The 18669-nt window shown below is 69.6% G+C and carries 13 protein-coding genes; 6 read left to right on the top strand and 7 right to left on the bottom strand.

All coding sequences use genetic code 11. The annotated features are described in order from the left end of the window. Nucleotides 1-196: 196 nt before the first annotated feature. The 4 genes from HKD39_RS13700 (at nucleotide 197) to HKD39_RS13685 (ending at nucleotide 5864) form a co-directional block, all read left to right on the top strand. Nucleotides 197-1369, top strand: coding sequence for a peptidoglycan-binding domain-containing protein (locus tag HKD39_RS13700; RefSeq protein WP_171200449.1), 1173 nt, complete (start codon nucleotides 197-199; stop codon nucleotides 1367-1369). 70 nt (nucleotides 1370-1439) lie between these two features. After that, nucleotides 1440-2564 (top strand): peptidoglycan-binding protein, encoded by a 1125-nt coding sequence (locus HKD39_RS13695; protein WP_171200448.1) that lies wholly within the window; start codon nucleotides 1440-1442, stop codon nucleotides 2562-2564. 413 nt (nucleotides 2565-2977) lie between these two features. After that, on the top strand, nucleotides 2978-4288 hold the full coding sequence (locus HKD39_RS13690) for a CaiB/BaiF CoA transferase family protein (protein ID WP_171200447.1): 1311 nt from the start codon (nucleotides 2978-2980) through the stop codon (nucleotides 4286-4288). Nucleotides 4289-4322: 34 nt separating this feature from the next. After that, complete coding sequence (locus HKD39_RS13685) at nucleotides 4323-5864, top strand: carboxyl transferase domain-containing protein (protein WP_171200446.1); 1542 nt, start codon at nucleotides 4323-4325, stop codon at nucleotides 5862-5864. Here the strand turns inward: HKD39_RS13685 and HKD39_RS13680 are convergent. The 7 genes from HKD39_RS13680 to HKD39_RS13650 all read right to left on the bottom strand — a co-directional run bounded on the left by HKD39_RS13680 (nucleotide 5852) and on the right by HKD39_RS13650 (nucleotide 14467). After that, on the bottom strand, nucleotides 5852-7249 hold the full coding sequence (locus HKD39_RS13680) for a glycosyltransferase 87 family protein (protein ID WP_171200445.1): 1398 nt from the start codon (nucleotides 7247-7249) through the stop codon (nucleotides 5852-5854). The two genes, HKD39_RS13685 and HKD39_RS13680, sit on opposite strands and share 13 nt — an antisense overlap. Further along, the gene (locus HKD39_RS13675; protein ID WP_212754553.1) at nucleotides 7246-9684 is read right to left on the bottom strand and encodes a S9 family peptidase; all 2439 of its coding nucleotides are present in this window, start codon (nucleotides 9682-9684) and stop codon (nucleotides 7246-7248) included. The genes HKD39_RS13680 and HKD39_RS13675 overlap by 4 nt, the downstream gene beginning before the upstream one ends. Nucleotides 9685-9777: 93 nt before the next feature. Further along, nucleotides 9778-10686 carry a hypothetical protein gene (locus HKD39_RS13670; protein ID WP_171200444.1) on the bottom strand — a complete coding sequence of 303 codons (909 nt, stop codon included), beginning with the start codon at nucleotides 10684-10686 and terminating at the stop codon, nucleotides 9778-9780. Continuing rightward, nucleotides 10686-10853 carry a ribbon-helix-helix domain-containing protein gene (locus HKD39_RS13665; protein ID WP_171200443.1) on the bottom strand — a complete coding sequence of 56 codons (168 nt, stop codon included), beginning with the start codon at nucleotides 10851-10853 and terminating at the stop codon, nucleotides 10686-10688. Before HKD39_RS13665 ends, HKD39_RS13670 begins: the two co-directional genes overlap by 1 nt. Before the next feature lie 288 nt (nucleotides 10854-11141). Further along, the gene (gene trmB / locus HKD39_RS13660) at nucleotides 11142-11780 is read right to left on the bottom strand and encodes a tRNA (guanosine(46)-N7)-methyltransferase TrmB (RefSeq protein WP_171200577.1); all 639 of its coding nucleotides are present in this window, start codon (nucleotides 11778-11780) and stop codon (nucleotides 11142-11144) included. 709 nt (nucleotides 11781-12489) lie between these two features. Next, the gene (locus HKD39_RS13655) at nucleotides 12490-13248 is read right to left on the bottom strand and encodes a hypothetical protein (RefSeq protein WP_212754552.1); all 759 of its coding nucleotides are present in this window, start codon (nucleotides 13246-13248) and stop codon (nucleotides 12490-12492) included. 4 nt (nucleotides 13249-13252) lie between these two features. Beyond that, complete coding sequence (locus HKD39_RS13650) at nucleotides 13253-14467, bottom strand: ABC transporter ATP-binding protein (protein ID WP_171200442.1); 1215 nt, start codon at nucleotides 14465-14467, stop codon at nucleotides 13253-13255. Between the two features lie 355 nt (nucleotides 14468-14822). Here HKD39_RS13650 and HKD39_RS18895 point away from each other — a divergent pair, with 355 nt between their 5' ends. Continuing rightward, on the top strand, nucleotides 14823-16874 hold the full coding sequence (locus tag HKD39_RS18895) for an Hsp70 family protein (protein ID WP_212754551.1): 2052 nt from the start codon (nucleotides 14823-14825) through the stop codon (nucleotides 16872-16874). Next, nucleotides 16871-18601 (top strand): dynamin family protein, encoded by a 1731-nt coding sequence (locus HKD39_RS13640; protein ID WP_171200441.1) that lies wholly within the window; start codon nucleotides 16871-16873, stop codon nucleotides 18599-18601. The genes HKD39_RS18895 and HKD39_RS13640 overlap by 4 nt, the downstream gene beginning before the upstream one ends. Nucleotides 18602-18669: the final 68 nt, after the last annotated feature.

Raw genomic sequence — 18669 nt, 5'->3', positions numbered from 1 at the left:
GCTGCATTGACCAGACCCTGTACTGATCGTCCGGCCGCACCGATCGCCTAGCTGTGGCGCCGTCCGCCCGATGGACGGCGCCGCAGCCGGGGCCCGCACCGGTCGCACATGGGGACCAGTCCCTACGGCCGTCTCCCCATTCCACTGTTCGACAAGCCGTTTTAGTTTCCCCCCAACCTGTTACCCGGAGGTTCTCATGAAATCGCGTACGTCCGTCCTGGAACGTCGCCCCCGTTCCGCCCGCCGCTCGGTGCTCGCCGGCACCGTCGCCGCCGCGGTACTCGCCGGCGGCGTCACCACCGTCGCCGCGGTCTCGGCCGACCCTGCGCCCGAAACCGCTGCCCCGCAGGCGGTGTCACTGTCCATCCCGGCCGGAAAGTCACTGTCCGACCTGGGCTCCGATCCGCTCAATGCCGTCGCCGCCCGCGGCCAGTTCTGGGTGAGCGCGAGCTCGCCGTACTCGAACATCAGGGCGCTGCAGTTTCTGTTGAACGCCTATGGGTTCAACGTGTCCAGCACCGGCAAGTACGACACCGCGACGAAGAACGCGGTGATCAAGTTCCAGCGGGCCAAAGGCCTGGAGCAGGACGGCTCGGCCGGGCCGATCACCATGAGGGCGATGGTGGGCGGCGCCAACACCGCTGCCCGGTACCGCTGGCCGAACCGCAACACCACCAAGGCCGTGCAGCAGCTGCTGATCAAGTTCGGCTACAACCAGGTGGCCGACGGCGACTTCGGCCCGGTCACCAGGATGAACACCATCAACTTCCAGAAGGCAAAAGGCCTGCCGCAGACCGGCATCGTCGACTATGCCACCTGGACGTTCCTGTTCAACCCGCCGCCGTCGCAGCCGTCGGGATCCGACACCAACTTCTCGAAGGCATTCTTGGCCGCCTGTGAGGACTCGCAGTTCTACGGACTCTCGCCTCGGAACTACTCCTCGTCCAGTCTCACCGCTACCCGGGTGAAGAACGCCAGGCTGATCATTGCCATCGGTAAGCAGGCGAAGGCGCCGGCGAAGGGCATCAAGATCGCCTTGATGACGGCCATGCAGGAGTCGATGCTGAACAACCTCTGCAAGTACTGGGACCACGACTCTGTCGGGCTTTACCAGCAGCGCGTCAGGTACTACGGCAGTGGAGCCAAGAACAAGGCATACGCGGCCAAGACCTTCTACGGCTCCGGCGGCAAGACCTCCGGCGTGCTCAGCCTGCGTAGCTTCTACCCGTCATACCTGAACTGGGGCATGGGATACACCGCCCAGCGGGTGCAGCGATCCGCCGCTCCGGGCGCCTACGACAAGTGGGGCTCGATGGCCACCTACCTCTACAACAAGTACGCCGGCTCGACCCCGGCGTTCACCGGCTGACCTCGGCAGCCAAGTCGTCCCCCGACCAGCTTACCGCCGGCCGGCTACCCGCACCGCTAGGAGATTGATCATGAACGTCCGCAAGACCGTGACGGCCGCCGTTGCCGCCACCTGCCTCGCAGTCGGTGGCGGTGCCACCGCGGCGACCGTCAGCAATACCAGCGCTCCGGCGAAACTGACCGTCGGCACCCAGACGGCAACTCAGCCGGCGACGCAGAACGCCGCAGGCGACCCGCTTTTCGCAGCGGATCGCAGCAGATTCTGGGTGAGCGCCAGCTCGCCGTACTCGAACATCAGGGCGCTGCAGTTTCTGATGAATGCCTATGGGATCAGCGTGTCCAGCACCGGCAAGTACGACACCGCGACGAAGAACGCGGTGATCAAGTTCCAGCGGGCCAAAGGCCTGGAGCAGGACGGCTCGGCCGGGCCGATCACCATGAGGGCGATGGTGGGCGGCGCCAACACCGCTGCCCGGTACCGCTGGCCGAACCGCAACACCACCAAGGCCGTGCAGCAGCTGCTGATCAAGTTCGGCTACAACCAGGTGGCCGACGGCGACTTCGGCCCGGTCACCAGGATGAACACCATCAACTTCCAGAAGGCAAAAGGCCTGCCGCAGACCGGCATCGTCGACTACGTCACCTGGACCTACCTGTTCAATCCGCCGCCACCTCCGTCCGGGAGCAAGCAGTGGATTCCGCTCAGCCAATTGACCTCCGGCTACTACGCAAGGGCCAACTGTGGTCCCACCGCCACCGTGATGGGTGTGCTTGCCCTCGGCAAGACCCCGGTCAAGTTCACCAGGGCCGACGGCGGGGCCGCGGCCATCGACTACATGCGCCGCTACACCTTCGGGCACAACGCCTGGGGCGCCACCAGCTACGAGGAGATCTCCAAGGGTTTCAAGGCCTACGGCTTCAAGACGTCCATCTCGTGGGGCAAGACAGAGCCGGTGCTGGCGGCGGTGCGGGCCGGAAAGGTGGCTGTGCTCAACGGAAACGAGCGCGCCGCCAGCTGGCCGAACTACGGCGGCGGTGGGCACTACATCGTGCTGGTCGGCTACTCGAATGGCATGTACAAGATGATGGATCCGGTCGGCAAGCCGCCCCAGGTGTTCTCGGTGACCGGGACGCAGCTCACCAAGTGGGCAGCTGCGAACGGATCGCTGCGCGGCGGTGTGATCGCCTGGAAGTAATGGCACCGGGTGCCGTGCCGCATTCCAGCCGCACCGCTGTGGGAACGGCACTGCATTGAGAACGGCACTGCATCGAGACCGGCACTGCATTGAGCACGACACTGCATTGAGAACCGGTGCACCCGCATCGGAGAGACCCGTTGGCGCTCGGTCGCCAACCACAAGACCCCCGCCCCCAGGGGAGGACAAGGCCCGCGGATTCCCCCTCCGCGGGCTTTGGCCTGTCCGGCGCGGGTCCGCGGAGGTGCCGCACACGCCGGTCGCCGGGCGGCTGCCGCACCGTTCCGGTGGCCGTCCGCCGCGCCGGCCTCCGCGGCAGCACGGAGCCGTGCGGCGGATATCGACCGCGACCTCCGCCCACCGCGCCGCCGCCGACGCTCGTTAACCTGAAGGCTCTCCCCGAAGGAGCCCTGATGAGTACACCGGACCGAGATGTGCCGAGCGGTGGCGCCGGCGCCGCGAGTGCGGTATCTGACGCCGCCGCGGAAGGGCCCCTTGCGGGCGTTGTGGTTCTCGACCTGACCAGGGCGCTGGCCGGGCCGCACGCCGCAATGATGCTCGGCGACCTCGGTGCAAGGGTCATCAAGATCGAAACCCCTGGCCACGGCGACGACACCCGAGGCTGGGGACCGCCGTTCGTTCAGCCGGAGCCGGCCGCCGCCGAGGCTGCGAACACCGACCGCACCGCGAACGGCGAGGCGGCCGGCGCCTCCGCCGACACTGCCATCTCCACCTACTTCCTGTCGTGCAACCGCAACAAGGAATCGGTGACGCTCGACCTCAAGTCCGAGGCCGGCAAGGCCGCGCTGACCGAGTTGATCAAGCGCAGCGACGTGCTGATGGAGAACTTCCGTCCCGGCGTGCTGGATCGGCTCGGCTTCGGCATGGAGCGACTGGACCAGCTGAACCCGAGCCTCGTGGTGCTGAGCATCTCCGGTTTCGGGCACGACGGCCCAGAGGGTGGGCGGGCCGGTTACGACCAGATCGCCCAGGGCGAGGCCGGGTTGATGTCGATGACGGGCCCTGACCGGCAGACCCCGACCAAGGTCGGCGTCCCGATCGCCGACCTGCTCTCCGGTATGTACGGTGCCTATGGTGTGCTGGCGGCGCTGCTGGAACGCGAACGCACCGGTCGCGGCAGCGTGGTGCGCACCTCGCTGCTGGCCGGAATTGTTGGCGTGCATGCCTTTCAGGGAACCCGCTGGACGGTGGCGGGCGAGGTCCCCAAGGCCGAGGGGCCACACCACCCGTCCATCTGCCCGTACGGACTGTTCCATTCCGCAGATGGCATTGTGCAGATCGCCGTCGGCTCGGAAGCGTTGTGGCGCAAGTTCGCACCCGCCTTCGACCTGCCGGTGGACGCACCCGGGTACGCCAGCAACGCCGAGCGCGTCGGCAATGCCACCGAGGTGCGGGCCGCGGTCGAACGTGCTTTCAGCGAGTACCCGACCGCAGCACTGCTGGCCAAGCTCACCGACATCGGCATTCCGTCCGGCGAAGTGAAGAACCTGCAACAGGTATACGAGTGGGAGCAGACCAGGTCGCAGGGACTGCTGATCGATGTCGAGCATCCGACGCTTGGCACCATTGCGCTGCCGGGACCGCCGCTGCGACTGTTCCACGGCGACACCGAGTGGCGCCGCGAGCACACCGCACCGCCACTGCTCGGCCAGCACACCGAGCAGGTGCTCGACTGGCTCGGCCAGTCCGGCGGCGGCAACTGAGCAGCACCCGAACAAGGATCGCGGAGGCGAAGAGGTGGCCGGGAAGCGTTTGGGCGCAGCACAACTGATCGACGTGGTGCTCGACGACGGGTCGTTCGTCAGCTGGGACCAGCCGATCGCCCGGCCGGACGACCTGCCCGCCGGGTACGCCGCCGAGTTGGCGGCCGCCGAACAGAAATCTGGGTGTGACGAGGCCGTGCTGACCGGTTCCGGTCGCATCGCCGGACGCCCGGTTGCGGTGTTGGTCAACGAGTTCCGCTTTCTCGGCGGGTCCATCGGCGTCGCTGCGGCCGAACGGCTCGAGCGGGCGATCCGCAGGGCCACAGCGGAGGGGCTGCCGCTGCTGGCCGCCACCGCATCCGGCGGCACCAGGATGCAAGAGGGCACCGCGGCGTTCGTGCAGATGGTGCGGATCACCGACGCCATCAACGCCCACCGTGCCGCCGGCCTGCCGTACCTGGTCTATCTGCGGCACCCCACCACCGGCGGAGTGTTTGCCTCGTGGGGCTCGCTCGGTCACGTCACGGTCGGCGAACCCGGTGCGCTGGTCGGCTTTCTGGGCCCGAAGGTGTATCAGGCGCTGTACGGCGACACCTTCCCCGAGGGCGTGCAGACCGCGGAGAATCTGGCCGCCCATGGCCTGATCGATGCGGTGCTACCGCCGGAGAAACTGGGCGACATCGCCTCCCGCGCGCTCGCGGTGCTGACCGCCCCGCGGGTCGGGGTTCCGGTACCGGAAGCGGACGACGAGCAGCAGCAACGTCCGGTCGAAGCGTGGGAGTCGATCGAACGCACCCGCAGGGCCGGTCGGCCCGGAGTCCGGGAGCTGCTGCGTTTCGCGGCCACCGATGTGGTGCCGTTGAACGGCACCGCGGAGGGCGGCGAGCCCGGCGGCGCCACCGGAATGCTGTTGGTGCTGGCCAGGTTTGCCGGCATGCCGTGCGTGCTGCTCGGCCAGGACAGGGCGGCGCAGGCGCACGACGGTCCGCTCGGCCCCGCCGAGTTGCGGGTGGCCCGACGCGGTATGCGGTTGGCCGCCGAACTCGGGCTCCCGCTGGTCAGCGTGATCGACACTCCCGGTGCGGCGCTCAGCAAGGAAGCCGAGGAGGGCGGGTTGGCCGGGGAGATCGCCCGCTGCATGGCGGAACTGCTGCGACTGCCGACCTCGACGGTCTGCGTGCTGCTCGGACAGGGGTCCGGCGGCGGTGCGTTGGCACTGCTGCCGGCCGACCGGGTGATCGCCGCCAGGCATGCCTGGTTGTCGCCGCTGCCGCCGGAGGGCGCATCGGCGATCGTGCATGCTGACACCGCACACGCACCGGAAATGGCTGCGGCGCAACGGGTCAGCGCCACCGATCTGCGGCGCAGCGGCGTTGTCGACCGCATCGTCGCCGAGCGCGGCGACGCCGGGCACGCCAGCGGCGCCAGTGACGCCAGTGACGCCGGGGATGCGGCGGACGAACCGGCGGCGTTCTCGCGGCGGATGGGTGCCACGCTGGCGCAGGAGATGGCCTCGCTCAGCTCGATGCCGGCCGCGCAACGGCTGGCCAGGCGGGCCGGGCGCTATCGCTTCTGAAGCCCGGACCCGCCGCGCCTGCTGCCGGAGCCGGCCGGGCGGCTGCCGGCCGGCCGGGTGCCCGAAAGTGTTGGAGCGGAACGAACTCCGTCGCGGATCTGCCGGGTGGCGTCCGCGCCGACGGTGATCGGCAACGCGATGAGCGCCAACAGCACCCACCACATCTGAATCGAGCTGATGGCGCTGTTCCACCAGGGTTCGCGGCTGTAGTCGGTGATCGGCAGGTACAGCAGCAGCCGCAGATCGCCCCCGAAGGCCAGCGCCCCGACGGTGACCAGTACCAGCAGCCGGGCCGCTGATCTGGCCCGCCAACCCAGTTCCGGCCGCCACCACATCCATTGCGGTGCAGCGGTGTTGGACAGCCGCAGCAGCCGGGAGCCGATGATCACCGATGCCGGGATCACCCACACGATGTGGTGCACCCAGCTCACCGGGCTGACCAGAATGCCGAGCAGGCCGGTCAGCGTCACCGCGGCCAGGGTGTCGCCGGCGTCGATGGCGCGGCGAATGCGGGTGATGCCGATCCAGGCGACGATCGCCACGCAGGCGAGCCACAGCAGCCGGCTGGCGTCGCCCGGCTGCGCCCAGCGAGCCAGCAGCCCGAGAATGGACTCGTTCGACGAGTTGCCCAGAATGCCGACCTGCGCCGAACCCCACAGCTCGGAGGTGTAGTAGCGCCAGGTCGCGCTCGGCTCGATGACGGCGCCGGCCAGCGTGACGAGGCAAAAGGTCGCCACCGTTGTTGCCGCCGCCCGCCACTTGCGAGCCAGCAGGAAGTACAGCAGAAAGATGCCAGGGGTCAACTTGATCGCCATCGCCAACCCGACGCCAACGCCGGTGAAAGCGTGGAAGCGATTGGACCTTCGGTCAAGAACCAGGGTGTCGAGCAGGATCAGCGCGAGCAAGAAGGTGTTGATCTGCCCGAACACCATGGTCTCCCGCAGCGGTTCGGTGAAGAACGCGGCGCCGGTGGCTACGCCGACCACCCAGATCACGTTGCGGGGCGTGATACGAACCCGCTCGCGCAGGCACACGTACACGCACCAAGCGGTGGACAGCGCAATCGCAATCACGGTGATCCGCACCACCAGCTGCAGATCCAGCTTCGCCATCGGCCACATCAGCTCCGCGGCCAGCGGCGGGTAGGTGTATCCCAACTGGCCCTGCACGTTGTCCGGCTGGCTGTAGTCGTAGATGTTGTTGCCGCTGGCCCAGAAACGGACTGCGGAGTAGTAGACCCTCAGGTCGAACTGGGCGTGATGCGGACCGGTGTAACGATGCGTCATCAGATAGGCCGCGTATCCGACCACGGCGGTGCCCAGCAGCGACAGCAGCCAGATCGCCGCAAGCGGGAGCCTGCGGGTCGGCGGGCGTGCGGCGCTCACGACCCGGATGCGAGCGACGGCGGCGTGAGTCCGAGGGTGGGCGGCAGTTCCGCCGGAATGCCGTGCACGTGTTGGTTCATGAACCCGAGCACCACCTGGTACCAGACCTTGGCGTGCTGCGGGGAGAGCACCCAATGGTTCTCGTCCGGGAAGTACAGGAAGCGATGATCGGTGCTGCCGTCGGCGGCGGCCGGCCGACAAGACTTGGTGAGCAGCTCGTACCACAGCCGCAGACCCTCGCCGATCGGTACCCGATAGTCCTTGTCGCCGTGGATCACCAACATCGGCGCGGTGATCTGGTCGACGAACCGGTGCGGCGAGAATTCCTCGGCCCGCTCCGGGGTGATCTCCTGCTCCCAGAAGTAGGAGGCGTCGGTGGTCGGCCCGAACTGGTCGAGTGCCCACAGGCTGGCGTGGGTGATGATGCACCGGAACCGGTCGCCGGTGTGCCCGGCCACCCAGTTGGACATGTACCCGCCGAACGAACCGCCCATCGCGACGGTCTTGTCGGCGTCGATGTCGGCCCGCGCCTCCGCGGCGTCGGCCACCGCCAGCAGATCGGTGAAAGGCTCTGCGCCCCAACGGCCCCAACCACGTTGCACGAACTCCTGCCCGTAGCCGGTGGAGAGTGCCGGGTCCGGCAGCAGCACCGCGTAACCCTGCGCCACCATGGTCCACGGGGTCCAGCGCCAGGTCCAGGAGTTCCAGCTGCTGACCGGGCCGCCGTGGATGAAAACCGCCAGCGGGGCAGGGGTTTCGGTCGCCGACTCGGGCAGGCACAGCCAGCCCCGCAACGGGGTGCCGTCGGCGGCGGTGGTGGTGATCTCCTCCATCCAGCCCGGCAGCAGCGGTCGCTCCGCCGGGTTGGGCAGCCTGGTGGTCTCGCCGGTGGCGACGTCGATGCGCACCACCTCGGCCGGGTATTCGTAGCTGGATCGCACCGCGTAGATGGTGGAGCCGTCCGGGCTGATCACCGCGGCGGAGTGGTTGGCGGCGTAGTCGGTGAAGCTGGCGGTATCCGATTCGTCGGTGCCGCTCGAGTCGGTGCCGCTCGGGTCGGTGCCGTCGGGGCCGGCGGCGTCGGGTCGATCGGTGTTGGTGAGCTGGGTGACCTCGCCGGACGCGACGTCGATGCGGAACAGCGGCGCCCTGCCGGTGTCGTCGGCGATCACCAGCACCGATCCGCCGTCGGGGAACCATTCCACCGGCCGGCCCCAGCGATCCCATTGCGCGGCAAGGGGTGTGACGGAGTTGTCGGCGAGGTCGAGCACCGCAAGGCTCGGCTGATAGGCCCGCTCCGGGATACCGCGGCGCTCCACCACAATCACCGCGCGGCGACCGTCCGGCGAGATCGGGCCAGGCCCGTACTCGGTGTGCTCGTCGCCGCTGAGCAGTACCTGCCGGGATCCGGTCGCGGTGTCGATGCGCACCAGATCGCCGGTGAGGCCCGCGGTCAGCGGGCGAGCCCAGCCGCTCAGCAGGAAGCTGCCGTCCGGGGCCAGCACCTGCGTTGTATTCCGCAGTGCCGGCCCGGCGTCCGGGGTGAGGTCGACGAAACGGACCGCCGGACGGGCGTCAACGGTGGGCGACAGCGACACCGCTTCGGCGACCGTCACCGCGCTGTCGGACTCGCCAGAACCGGCTGCGGCCGTGGCGTTTCCGGCGGATCCGTCGGCCATCCCGTTGGCCGGGTTGTCGGCACCCGGGTTGGCGGCACCTGGGTTGGCGGCGCTCGGGTTGGCGGCGGTGAGCCGGAAAAGGTGCGGAACGTCGGGTCCGAGATCGTGGTCCCAGAACCGCACCGGATAACCGGTGTGCAAAATCGCGGCGACCTTGCTGTCCTTGCGGAGCTTGCGCAGCACGGCGTCCGGGTCGTCGGCGGGTGCAGCCGTTCCGCGGACGCTGTGGATCGGGTCGCCGTCCGGGTCGCCGTGCTTGGCATCGGTGCCGGCCGCCGCGTTTGCTGCCGGCTCGGTGGTGTCGGTACCAACCACAGATCCCGGCAGTATCGGGGCGTCCACCAGCACCACGTCGCTGGTGCGCACCGCGATCAGGCCGCCGACGCCGCCGGCCCGGTTGCCCACCAGCCTGCCCTCACCGCCGGCCGCCGGAATCAGCCACACCGCGGCCTTGGGTTCCTCCGCGGGCGAGTCGGCGTCCGGGTCCGGCCGGGCCGAGGTGAAGTACAGATCGCCGTTGGCGGTGAAGCTCGCCCCGGCCTCGCCCTTGGCGCTGCGGGTGATCCGGCGGGCCGGCTGGGCGCCGGTCGGGTCGATCTCCCAGATGGCCGAGCGGTAGCCGGTGCGCTTGCCGTCCAGCGTCTGCACGGTGGTGACCAGCCGCCGGCCGTCCGCGCTCATCGCCAGTCCGCTGATCCTGGGCAGCGCGACGAACTGGTCGAGGTCGTGGAACGGGGTTGGAGTCGGCGAGCTCATGCTCCCATCCTGGCATTCGGCTCTCGGACTGCCGTCGAATGCCACGGCTTGCGCCGGCCGCCGCCGCACCGGGCGGACGGCCGGCGCGGCGGCTCAACCGGATCGCCGCTGGTAGCCGTACAGGTCCTGCTGGGCCTGATTCAGCCAGATCTGCTGCCCGGCACCGTCCGGGTCGGGCACGATGACAACCCTGGTGTAGTTCTCGTCGAGCACGCTGGCGTCGAACCCGTTGCGCTGCAGGTGATCCGCCAGTACGTCAGGGTCACCGTCGAACTCGAACGACAGCGTGACGTAGGGGTTCAGGCGTTGCGGTCGGTCGGCGTCGAGCAGATGCGCGGCGGCCAGGCCGCCGGCGTCGCCGGCGCTGAAGTCGACCCAGCTGCCGTTGTTGGACGCCAGCCGCTCCCGCAGACCGACCGCCTCCAGTGCGGCGACCGCGGCCGGCATGTCGGGCGTCATCCACAACGGCAGCACGCTCACCCCGCCCGGCGCGCCAGGCACCGCATCCGCCCTGGACGCCGGGTCTGTGCTGGACGCCGGATCCGCGCCGGGCGCCGCATCCGCACTGGGAGCCGCATCCGCACTGGGAGCCGGATCCGCACCGGGCGCCGCGCCACGGGCGGCAGCGCTGCCGGTGCCGCTCCCGGTGTCGGTATTGGTGCCGGACGGCCCGTCGAGCTGGCCCACGGTGAACGTCAACCCGTCGGCGGCTTGTGCCGCCAGCAGCGGCCCGATGCCCATGTCCAGCGGCCGGACCGTGAGCCCGGCCTGGCGCAGCGGATCGGCGACCGCGGCCGGGTCGGGGGTGAGGAAGCCGAGGTCGGTGACGCCGGAGCGTAGTGCCGGGTCGTTGCTGTCGGCTCGATGCAGGGCGACGCGGCCGGCAGCCAGTTGGAACACCGACCAGTCGGGGCTCTGTTCCAGCGCGGTCGCGCCCAGGGCCAGCAGCAGCCGGCCGTGCGTTTCGGCGTTATCGGTGTAGCGAATCGGTCGGACCAACATCAGCGGTTCTCGCTTTCCGGTCGGGCGCCGCCGTCGGCGAGGTACTGCCGCAGTGCGCGTTCCACCAGGGCGGACAGGCTGCCGCCCTCGTCGATCGACAGATGCTTGACCTCGCGGACCAGCTCTTTGGGTAGGTACACGTTGAACTGCACCTTGGTATCTGGCATGCCTTAATGCTAGCAAACGAGCAACGCGCAGCGCAACCCTGACGCCGTCCCGCCGGCGGGGCCGGCCGCCGGTCGGCTTGCGTTGTGTGGCTGGTCGCGGGGCAAGGGGGCGCTGGCGCCGGGACCGGACGACAGTCGATCGTGAAACTGAGTTGGCGTCGTTCGCCGCCAAGTCCGGTGTCAAGGCGGTGGGGCTGAGCTGCTGCCGGTGCCGAGGTCGAGACGTGCGAGCACGGCTCGACCCCGGCCATCGCTGGGGGCCGGATGAGCGCGCTGCGTCGCCATCGGTCAGCGGCGGATGAACTCCAGGTCCCAGATCTGCCTGCCCTCGTTCAGGCCGCGGCGCTCGAACCTGGTGCGCGGCCGGAACTCCGGGCGGGGCGCCCAGCCGGCGTGCGGGTTACGCAACGCCTTGACCGGCGTGCACGCCGCCAGCATCTGCTCGGCGTAGGGCTCCCAGTCGGTGGCCAGCCGGAACACGCCGCCCTTGCGCAGCCGGGACGCCACCAGCTCGGCGAAGTCCTCGGTCACCAGCCGGCGTTTGTGGTGGCGGGTCTTCGGCCACGGGTCGGGGAAGAACAGCCAGACCTCGTCGACCGACTGCTCCGGCACCAGCTGGGTGAGCACCGCCGCGGCATCGGCCCGCAGAATCCTGACGTTCTCCACGCCCGTCTTCGCCAGGTGATGCATGGTCTGCGCGACCCCTGGCTTGTACACCTCGACGGCCAGCAAATTGATGTCAGGACGAGCGGCGGCCATCGCCGCGGTGGACTCGCCCATGCCGGAGCCGATCTCGATCACCAGCGGTGCCTTTCGGCCGAACAGTGCGGCCGCGTCGAGCTGCTGACCGGCCGCGGCGACGTCGTCGCCCTCCAGGTACCAGCGTTCGGCGTAGGTGTCGAAAGCCTTGCGCTGCACCTGATTCATCCGGCCACCCCGCGGGGTGAAGCTCACCACCCGCCGGAAGTGCGCCGGCAGGCCGTCAGCGGGGATGTCGTCCCTGCGGACGGTTCCGGCGGTGGGAATGCGCGGTGAGGAGGCGGGGGACACAACCGACTAGCCTACGGCCGCGCCGCGTCAGCGCCGTCCGCCGTGGAACTTTCATCACCTGCTGCAGCAGTGGCCATTTTCCGGCGGATTCGGCCTGAGATCGGCTACTGGTGCAACGTTTGCTGAATGGTCGGCGCCCAGAGCGCGCCCCGGCACCGTGTTGGGTTGGCAGGGACAGCGCTGGCCGCTGAACAGATGGCGGCCGATTTTCAGCACCAGCCGCAGAACTGGCCGGTTTTGCGGCCGATCAGCCCGCCAGGGTGCCGGTTCTGCTGCTGGTGCTGAAAACAGCGCTCCGAACCGGCTGCCGAGAAGCGGTTGTGCTGAGGCGCGGTGGTGCTGAAACCCGCTGGTGCTGATGTCCGCCGGCGCTGTCAGGCGCGGTGCCGAGGGCGCTGGGCGCTGAACAGATGGCGGCCGATTTTCAGCACCAGCCACAGAACTGGCCGGTTTCCGGTTCGATCGCCCCGCCAGGGTGCCGGTTCTGCTGCTGGTGCTGAAAACAGCGCGCCGAACCGGCTGCCGAGAAGCGCCGGCGCGGTCAGATGCGGTGTGCGAACCCCCGCCGTGACCGGTGAAGGTGCGCTCAGGCGTCGCGGCGGTACACCGTCACCAGCGCCACCAGCCAGATCACCACGGCGGTGACCAAGAAAATCACCAGGCCCTGGTTGGCGCTGGGACCGCCGGGCAGGAAGGCGGTGCGGCCGAACATGCCACCGCTACCGCCGGGGCTGACGAAGTTGAACGCGGCGTTGAACGGCAGGTAGGGGATCACCTTCTGCAGGCTGCTGATCAACATCAGCAGCGTCTCCACCAGCAGCGGCCAGAGCAGCAGCGCGGTGATCGCGCCGGCGGACTGGCGCACCAGCGCGCCGACACCGATGGCCAGTACCGCGCCGATCGCGTAGAGCGCCGAGTAGCCGAGCACCACCCGGTAGTCGGCGGCCGAGTTCAGTTCGAGTGGAGTCGGCGGCTCTTTCGCCAACGTCTTCGCCAGGAAGAACGAGGCCAGCGCGGCCAGGCCGCCGATCACCGCGCCGATGAAGGCCATCAGAACCGTCTTGCTGACCAGCACCAGCGCCCGCTGGGGCACCGCGAGGAAGCTGTTGCGGATGGTGCCGAACCGGTACTCGGTGGTGACCGTCAACGCGGCCATCACCATGAACGTCATCAGCCCCATCGCCCCACCGGCCTGCGAGGTGAACACGGTGGCGTCCCTGCCGTCGTCGACCAGCGACACGGCCAGCGACAGCCCGCAGGTGGCGACCAGGATGACGGCAAGACACCAGTAGGGGGACTTGGTGGAGAAGAGTTTGATCCGCTCGACGGACAGCAGCGACAGCATGTGATCAGCGCTCCTGGGTGGTCGGGTCGGTGGACGAGTCGCCTGGCGGTGGAGCACCGTACGGCTGGGCGGGTGGGCCGCCTGCCCAGCCGCCCTGCTGCGCGGGCTGGCCCTGCGGGAACTGCTGCGCGGGCTGGCCGTGCGGGAACTGCTGTGCGGGCTGGCCCTGCGGGACCTGCTGCGTTGGCGCCCCCTGCCCGGCTGCGGGCAACGGCCCGGGTGCGGGCAACGGCCCTGGACCGCTCGGCGGATTGCCTGGGCCCCAACGGGTGTCGCCCGGTTGCGACATCGGCATCGGCTCCCTGGCGTTGTACTCGACGGCCTGGCTGGTGAGCTGGATGAACGCCTCCTCCAGCGAACCGGTCTGTGGGCTGAGCTCGTGCAGGGTGATGCGCTTGTCCGCCGCCAGGTCGCCGATCTTGTCCGCGTTCAGGCCGACGACGGACAGCGCCTCACCCTCGGTGCCGGTGTCGGGACCCCAGCGCAGGCCAGGCACGGAAAGCTCGCCGAGGGCTTCGGTGAGCCGGCCCAGCTGCGGGCTGCGAACCCGCACCGACGATTCGGTCGACCGCGCGATGAACTCCTTGGTGGACGCGTCGGCGATCAGCCGCCCGCGCCCGATCACCACCAGATGGTCGGCGGTCAGCGCCATCTCCGACAGCAGGTGCGACGACACCAGCACCGTGCGGCCCTGCGCGGCCAGCCCCTTCATGAAGGTGCGGATCCAGTGGATGCCCTCCGGGTCCAACCCGTTGACCGGTTCGTCGAACAGCAGCACCTCGGGATCGCCCAGCAGCGCCGACGCGATGCCGAGCCGTTGCTTCATGCCGAGCGAGAACTTGCCGGCGCTCTTGCCGGCGACGGCCGTCAGCCCGACGGTCTCCAGCACCTCGCCGACCCGGCGCCGGGAGATGCCGTTGGCCCGCGCCATCCAGCGCAGGTGCGCGGCCGCGGTGCGGTTGGGGTGCACCCAGTTCGCGTCCAGCAGCGAGCCGACCTTGCGCAGCGGGTGCTTGAGGTCGATGTAGCGCTGGCCGTCGATCAGCGCGCGGCCACGGTCGGGGTTGTCCAGCCCGAGCATCATCCGCATGGTGGTCGATTTGCCGGAACCGTTGGGGCCGAGGAAACCGGTCACCATGCCCGATCGCACGGTAAAGCTCAGGTCGCTGACGGCGGTGGTGCGGCCGTAGGTCTTGGTGAGACCCGACGCTTCGATCATGACGCTCCTTCGGCTCAGTGCTGAGTCGGTGGGTGGGTCAGTGGGATGGGTCGGTGGGTTTGGCTTGCGGATCCGGTCGGCCCCCCTGCTCCGGGTCCTATGGTGCCTTACCGGGCACTTCGCCCGTGCCGCCCCCGGCGTTGCCGGCTGCCGGCAGCGGATTCGCTGCGGCGAGCGTCCGGGAACGAACCACGAGGGCGACCCGTCACATGGCACGATGCTTGTCGCGGCCAACGCCGCGGCGGCGCCGGTCCGATACCGGGCGCCGGGCACGATCGCTGGGTCGATTCGGGACGGACCGGCGACGGCAAGCACGCGTGAGCGAAGGATTCCGAGGCGGAGGGGAACAACGGCCGTGCGATTGCTGTCCATCGACTTCGGCACCTCCAACACCGTTGTCGCGCTCGCCGCCCCTGGGCAGGCGCCGCGCACCGTCACCTTTGACGCCTCACCGCTGCTTCCGTCCGCGGTCTACGTTGCTGCCGACGGCAGCGTCACCGTCGGCCGGGAGGCGCAGCGTCAGGCCCGCCTCGACCCGACCAGGTACGAGCCCAACCCCAAACGCCGCATCGACGACGGTGAGGTGCTGCTCGGCGACCGGGTGGTTCCGGTTGTCGATCTGATCGCCGCGGTGCTGCGCACCGTCGCGACCGAGGTGCGGCGGCAACTCGGCGGCGCCGCTCCCGACGAGGTGCGGCTCACGCACCCCGCGCAGTGGGGCGCCACCCGGCAGAACACGCTGATGAGCGCGGCACGGGCGGCGGGGCTCGGCAGCAACATCGCGCTGCTGCCGGAGCCGGTTGCCGCCGCCGCGCAGTACACCCAGCTCCCCGGACGAGAACTGATGCCGGGAAACAGCGTCGCGGTGTACGACCTGGGTGGTGGCACCTTCGACATCGCGGTGGTGGGCCGCACCCAGAACGCCTTCCACGTGCTGGCCGAGGCCGGCCTCGCCGACCTTGGTGGTCTCGATTTCGACCAGGCGGTGCTCGACCACGTCGGACGCACCGCCTCGGTGGCCCAGCCGGCCCGCTGGCAGCAGATTCTGCGCCCGGCCGACGCGTCCAGTCGCCGCGCCGCCAGGGCGCTCGCCGAAGATGTGCGCGCCGCCAAGGAGACGCTGTCGCGGTATCCGCAGACAGAGGTGGCGCTGCCCGACCCGTTCAGCGACGTGCACCTGACCAGGCAGGAGTTCGAGGGTCTCATCCGGCCCAACCTGATGCGGTCGATCGAAGCGCTGCAGGGCACCCTGCGCTCGGCCGGGGTGGGCGCTGACCGGTTGACCGGGATCTTCCTGGTCGGCGGTTCGAGTCGAATCCCGTTGGTGGCCAAGCTGATTTCCGATCAGCTCGGCGTCACGCCGGTGGCGTTGGACCAGCCGGAGACGGCGGTGGCGCTGGGCGCGCTGTTGGTGCCGGTGTACCGCGAGGGGTCGCGGACGGTGGCCTTCGGGGCGCCGCCGGCCGATGCCGGCGCCGCGCTGGCCAGTGGCCGTTACCCGGGTAATGTTGCGCCGCAAGGGTTTTCCTCCGCTTCGTCGGGGGCGCAGCCGCTCGGCGGCCCCGGTGGCGGTGGGCCGGGCGGCTCTGGCGGCGGCACCGGCGGCCAGCCACCGGTAGGTCCGCGTTCCGGTGCGCTCAACGGGCCGCACTCGGGGTCGGTGCCGGCAACCGGCGGCCGGACGGCACGGCAGGGGCGGCGGTCCCGGACCCCGCTGTTCGTCGGCAGCGGGGCAGCCGCGCTGCTGTTGATCACGGCGCTGGTGCTGCTGATCGCCCGGCCGTGGGCGGGCAGCGAAACCGCGGGCGGGTCCGGCCCGGCATCGCCGCCGGTGTCGGGTGCGCCGGGCTCGACGGCGCCGCCGAGCACCCCGGGCTCGGTCACCGCTCTTGGTACCGTCCCCGGGGTGGGTCCCGGCAAGAAGATGACGCCGGCCGAGCTGAACTTTCTGGGCCCCAAGGGAAATCGGCTCACCAGGTGCGAAGACGTGACAACGCCGTTCGTCAACGGGACGTCGGGATACAAGGTCAAGCGCGCGCTGCAGTGTCAGCTGTCGGAAGCCGACGCGGAGGCCGGCTCGCTGTTCGATCGGATCGTTGTCTATGTGTTCACCCTGGACAGCCCGGCCGGCGCCGGCAAGCTGCTTGATCAGATGGCGAAGGACCGCACCAGGGGTCAGTACGCGGCCGACGACAAGTCGACCACCGTCGACACCTCGCAGGGCAAGCTCCGCATCGTCGACTCTGATCAGCTGAAACCGTTGGGCACCAGCAACAACGGCGACGGCGTCCCGGCGATCTCGTGGGCGCTCGACAGCCAGCCCTACGTCGGTGCGATCGTGGCCGTCACCTCCGGCGGATCAAGCTCCCTCTACGATTTCTTCCAGATCAACTACCAGCCTCGATGACTGCTCCTCGCCGCCGGATGGGCCCACTGTCACAGTCGGTGGCCCGGCTCTGCGTCGCCCTGCAGCCGCAGGTCGGCGCCGCGACCGGTGCCGGTCTCCGAGAAGTATTGCGGCGCTTGGATACTCCGTTGCAGCTGGCGGTGGCGGGGCGGATCAAGGCCGGCAAATCGACGTTGGTGAACGCGTTGATCGGCCGCCGGGTGGCGCCGACCGACGTCGGTGAGTGCACCCGGTTGGTCACCAGGTTCCAGTACGGAACGGTCGACCGCATCGAGGTGGTGATGCGAGACGGTCGCACGGTGACGATCCCGTTCGCTCCCGACGGCGGCATTCCGCAAGATCTCGGCGGGGCCAGCACCGATCTCGACGAGGTCTCGCACCTCGAGGCATACCTGACTTCCGGTCTGCTGGAAGACATCACGGTGATCGACACCCCTGGGTTGGGCTCGATGGACTCGGCCAGCGTCGGCCGCACCGAGGCGCTGCTCGGCACCCCGAGGGGTGCCACCGACGGCTCCGACGACGCTGACGGTAGCGGCCCGGATGGAGCCGGCGAGAGCGCCGACGGCGCGGTGGGCGATGCGCTCACCGGATCGCCGGACGACGACAACGCCGCAGACGAGCTGGACCAGACCTCGCGTTTCGCGGTGGCGGGTGCGGAAGCCGTTGTCTATGTGTTCACTCAGTCAGTACGCAGCGACGACGCCAGGGTGCTGGCCGCCTTCACCGCGGCCACCGCCTCCAGGGACGCCGGCCCGGTGAACGCTCTTGGGGTGTTGAACAAGGCCGACACCGTGTCGGTGGACAGTTCAGCGGCGGCCGGCGCGGCCGAGAGCCAGGGCGCGGCAACGACTTCGACGTCCGACACGGGCACCGACGCCACCTGGAATGCCGCTCGCCGGCTGGCGGCAGGGCAGGCTGCGGTGTTGCGGCCGCGGGTGGCCGACGTGCTGCCGATGAACGGGCTGCTCGCCGAGACCGCGGAGACCGGCGCGTTCACCGCTGCCGACGCCGAGGCGTTGCGGTCGCTGGCCGAGGTGGATCCCGGCCTGAGGCAGGCGATGCTGATGGCGGCCGATCTGTTCACCTCGATGGATGCCCCGGTGGATTCACCGACCAGGGTGCGGTTGCTGCAACTGCTTGACCTGTACGGGATCCGGCTCGCCCTCGAGCTGCTGACCGCGGAGCCGACGATGAGCGCGGGGGAGCTGCGCCGCCGGCTGCTGACCCGATCGGGACTCGAAGAATTCCGGCGCCGGCTGGGTGAGGTGTTCCAGCTGCGCGCCGACGGCATCAAGGCGTCCGCGGCGTTGGCTTCGCTCGCGGCGTTGGCGGCCGCCAGCACCGACGTGGGTGAGCGGCAGCGCATCAACGACGCGATCGAGATGCTGCTGCAACGCCCCGAAGCGCACCAGCTCCGGCTCCTCGAGGCGCTGACCATGGTGTCCGGCGGCGCCGTCGGTATGGACGACGAGTTGACCGCCGAGATCCTGCGCCTGGGCGGCTCGACCCGACCGGACGAGCAACTCGGCATGGTGGGAAAGCCGTTGGAGCAGTTGCAGGCCGTCGCGCTGGACCGGGCCGGCTGGTGGCGCTCGTTCGCGTCCTTCGGAGCGACGCCGGCGCAGAGCAGGATCGCCCATGTGGTGCATCGCGCCTACTTCTTGATGTGGCAACAATTGAAGGGCAGGACGCCGTCGGGTCCTCCGGGACTGGCCCGCCCATGAGCGGGCGCTCAGCACCGGCGGGCCGCGAGAGCGCCTGCTGGATCGAATGGCCGGGCACGGTGGCGGCG

The sequence above is a fragment of the Nakamurella aerolata genome (genome assembly GCF_013002705.1).
In the GTDB taxonomy this organism is placed as follows: Bacteria; Actinomycetota; Actinomycetes; order Mycobacteriales; family Nakamurellaceae; genus Nakamurella; species Nakamurella aerolata.
Note: the sequence above shows the minus strand (reverse complement) of the source record. Positions and strands in the feature narration are given on the sequence as shown.